The 4,231-nt window shown below is 70.7% G+C and carries 3 protein-coding genes; 2 read left to right on the forward strand and 1 reads right to left on the reverse strand.

Annotated features, from left to right (window positions below; all coding sequences use genetic code 11):
• Window positions 1-356, reverse strand: a 356-nt coding sequence (locus SACSA_RS21375; RefSeq protein WP_083940140.1) for an SdpI family protein, incomplete at its 3' end; no start/stop codon positions are given.
• Between the two features lie 262 nt (window positions 357-618).
• On the opposite strand from SACSA_RS21375, the gene leuS reads away from it, so the two are divergent.
• Window positions 619-3,468: a leucine--tRNA ligase gene (gene leuS, locus SACSA_RS0103965; protein ID WP_019813689.1), complete on the forward strand. Its 2,850-nt coding sequence runs from the start codon at window positions 619-621 to the stop codon at window positions 3,466-3,468.
• Between the two features lie 580 nt (window positions 3,469-4,048).
• A partial coding sequence (locus SACSA_RS21380) for a PfkB family carbohydrate kinase (RefSeq protein WP_232212824.1) occupies window positions 4,049-4,231 on the forward strand: 183 nt, incomplete at its 3' end.

The following is a 4,231-nucleotide window of genomic DNA, read 5'->3' on the forward strand; positions in this document are numbered from 1 at the left end:
CCGGCGGGGGCCGGTGCCGGGGCGGGTACCGCCTCGGCGGCGCGGTGGCCGAGCATTCCGCCTCCCGCGACGAGGGCGAACACCGCGACGACGCCGACCACAGACGAGGCCACGGCGCCGACGGTGCCGGGCATCGCCAGCGTGGCCGCCCCCGCGACCAGCCCGACCGCCCCCGCGACCATCGTCGGCAGTGCGGCGACCCTGTTCGCCACCCGGAACGCCTCGTCGCTGCGGAGAGTCGCCTCCGTGCGCACACCCGCGCCCCGGGACCGGGTGAGCTTGCCGCTCCAGCCGAGGTAACCGCCCCAGCCGACCAGGACACCGAGCAGGGCGGGGATCAGCGCGAGCACCAACACTCCTCGGAGGATACTGCCCCCGGCCGGTGGCGGGAGGACACGCCGGAGTGCCGTCGGCCACCCCGGTGGACGGGCACGAGGGCTTGGGGAAACGGCGCGGGTGAGGCAGTTATCATGGTTGTCAATGACGACAGTGACGACGGCCGACCTGCTTCTTGCCGGGCCGCGCTGACCGGACCCCCGGCCGGCGCGGCGAAACCCCTCACGCCCTCGGGCTGAGGGGTTGCGTTGTCTCTGAGGCAGGTACACGGAAGGATCGGCGATGACAGACGGCACCGAGTCGGCTCCGGCGCACCGCTACACCGCGGAGCTGGCGGAGCGGATCGAGAAGCGGTGGCAGGACCACTGGTCCGAGCACGGCACCTACCACGCGCCGAACCCGGTCGGCCCGCTCGCCGACGAGAGCGCGCCCCTGCCGTCGGACAAGTTGTTCGTGCAGGACATGTTCCCGTATCCGTCCGGGGCGGGCCTGCACGTCGGCCACCCGCTCGGCTTCATCGGGACCGACGTCTACGCCCGGTACAACCGGATGATCGGCCGCAACGTGCTGCACACGATGGGCTTCGACGCGTTCGGCCTTCCCGCCGAGCAGTACGCCGTGCAGACCGGCACGCATCCGCGCACGACCACCGAGGCCAACATCGAGCGGTACCTGAGCCAGATCCAGCGGCTCGGGTTCGGGCACGACGAGCGGCGGCGCATCGCCACCACCGACATCGAGTACTACCGGTGGACGCAGTGGATTTTCTTGAAGATCTTCAACTCCTGGTACGACACCGAGCGGGACAAGGCCCGCCCGATCGAGGAACTGGAGCGCGCCTACGCCGACGGTGAGCGCGCGACGCCGGACGGCCGGGCCTGGAGCGAGTACAGCCGCGCCGAGCAGCGGGAGATCATCGACTCCCACCGCCTGGTGTACCTGTCGGACGCGCCCGTGAACTGGGCGCCCGGCCTCGGCACGGTGGTGGCCAACGAGGAGGTCACCCCGGACGGTCGCAGCGAGCGCGGCAACTTCCCGGTGTTCCGCAAGAACCTCAAGCAGTGGATGATGCGGATCACCGCCTACGCCGACCGCCTCGTCGACGACCTGGACCGGCTGGACTGGCCGGAGAAGATCAAGTCGATGCAGCGGAACTGGATCGGCCGGTCCCGGGGCGCCAACGTGCGGTTCCGCGCGGGTGAGCACGCCATCGAGGTCTTCACGACCCGCCCCGACACGCTGTTCGGCGCCACCTACATGGTCCTGGCGCCCGAGCACCCGCTCGTCGACGACCTCACCCCGGCCGCGTGGCCGGACGGCGTGGACGAGCGCTGGACCGGCGGAGCCGCCACCCCGGCCGAGGCCGTGGCGGCCTACCGCGCGCAGGCCGCCCGCAAGTCCGAGCTGGACCGCCAGGAGAGCCGGGACAAGACGGGTGTGTTCACCGGCTCCTACGCGGTCAACCCGGCCAACGACACCCCGATTCCGGTCTTCATCGCCGACTACGTGCTGATGGGCTACGGCACCGGCGCCATCATGGCCGTTCCCGGACAGGACCAGCGCGACTGGGACTTCGCGACGGCGTTCGGGCTGGACATCGTGCGCACGGTCGAGCCGGGCGAGAATTTCGACGGCGAGGCCTACACCGGCGACGGCCCCGCGATCAACTCCGCCAACGCCGAGGTCAACCTGAACGGCCTCGGTGTCGACGACGCCAAGAAGACGATCATCTCCTGGCTCGAGGAGCAGGGCCACGGCGAGGGCTCGGTGCAGTACAAGCTGCGGGACTGGCTGTTCGCGCGGCAGCGGTACTGGGGCGAGCCGTTCCCGATCGTGTACGACTCCGACGGCACGCCGATCCCGCTGCCGGAGGAGCATCTGCCGGTCGAACTGCCGGACGTGCCGGACTACTCGCCCACGACTTTCGACCCCGAGGACGCCGATTCCGAGCCGGAGCCCCCGCTGTCGAAGGCGACCGACTGGGTCAGCGTCACCCTCGACCTGGGCGACGGGCCGAAGACCTACCGCCGCGACACGAACGTCATGCCCCAGTGGGCGGGCTCGTGCTGGTACCAGCTTCGCTACATCGACCCGGTCAACACCGAGCGGTTCGTCGACGCGGAGAACGAGCGGTACTGGATGGGCCCGCGCCCCGCCGAGCACGGTGTCGACGACCCGGGCGGCCTCGACCTGTACATGGGCGGGGTCGAGCACGCCGTGCTGCACCTGCTGTACGCGCGGTTCTGGCACAAGGTGCTCTACGACCTCGGCCTCCTCTCGTCCGAGGAGCCCTACCGCAGGCTGGTCAACCAGGGCTACATCCAGGCCTACGCCTACACCGATTCCCGCGGCTTCTACGTCCCCGCCGACGAGGTGACCGAGTCCGGCGGCCGCTTCTACCACGGCGGCGAGGAGGTCACCCAGGAGTACGGCAAGATGGGCAAGAGCCTGAAGAACGTCGTCACCCCGGACGACATGGCGCGCGACTACGGCGCCGACACCTTCCGGTTCTACGAGATGGCGATGGGTCCGCTCGAGGACTCCCGGCCGTGGGCGACCAAGGACGTCGTCGGGGCGCAGCGGTTCCTCCAGCGCCTGTGGCGCCTGGTGGTCGACGAGGCCACGGGCGCGGTGCGGGTCGACGAGACCGAGCTGACCGAGCAGGACCTCAAGCAGCTCCACCGCACCATCGCCGGGGTCCGTGAGGACTACGCCGAGCTGCGGTTCAACACGGCAGGCGCCAAGCTCATCGAACTGAACAACTACGTCACCAAGACCTACGGCTCCGCCGAGGCGACCCCGAGGGGGCTGGCCGAGCCGCTGGTGCTGATGCTGGCGCCGATGTGCCCGCACGTCGCCGAGGAGATGTGGCACCGGCTCGGCCACCCGGACTCCCTCGTGCACGGGCCGTTCCCGAAGCCGGACGAGCGCTACCTCGTCGACGACACCGTCGAGTACCCGATCCAGGTCAACGGCAAGGTGCGCGCGCGGATCACCGTGGCCGCCGACGCGGACCAGGAGACGATCAAGAAGGCGGCGCTGGCCGAGGACCGGATCGCCGCCCTGTTGGACGGCGCCGACCCGCGCAAGGTGATCGTGGTTCCGAATCGCCTGGTCAACGTCGTCGCCTGAGCAGGGACCGCGCCCTCGGCGGTCCGGACCGGCCGACGCCTGAAGGCCCTCTTCCCCGTGTGCTTCGCGGTGAAGGGGGCCTTCATCGCGTTCGGCGCCATGCACGGCGCGGGGCGGAGTGGTGAGCGGGAGCGGGGAGACAGCCACGGGCGGGCGCCGCCGACACCGATCACTCGGGGGGCTACGTGACCGATGCCGGCGACTCGATGCCCGACCGGTCCGCGGACCGGACAGACACACCGCGCGGAGGCGGTGCTGTCAGTGAAGAGCGCTCCGTGTCTCCACAGTGACGCTCCCGGCTATATATCACCCTAATGAGTGAGCTGTCGCCGTCTTCATCGGGTTGTCGTTCGCGCGGATCTGGAAGTTACAAAGGATTTCACGTCCGCACAACTCGGAACGGAGCCAACCGCGCACCCAGCGCGCACGCACCGACGTCGCGCCGTGTCGACCGCGGGTACGGTCCCGGCTGCCGGCTCGCGGTGGACGGGTGCGCACCCGGTGCGGGCTGGGGTGGCATCGGCGTGGGATGCGTCCCGCCACGCGGCGGGAGGGTGCGGTTTCGTGGCAGGCTGGCTACGTGCCAGCTCGCGTGCTCGTCGTCGGCTCGGCCAACGCCGACCTGGTTGTCACCGCGCGGCGCCGCCCCGGGGGTGGGGAGACGGTGCTCGGCGGGGACACGGAGACCTTCCCCGGCGGCAAAGGGGCCAACACGGCGGTCGCCGCCGCCCGCCTGGGTGCCGACGTCGCGTTGCTCGGCGCG

The organism is Saccharomonospora saliphila YIM 90502 (genome assembly GCF_000383795.1).
Lineage (GTDB): Bacteria > Actinomycetota > Actinomycetes > Mycobacteriales > Pseudonocardiaceae > Saccharomonospora > Saccharomonospora saliphila.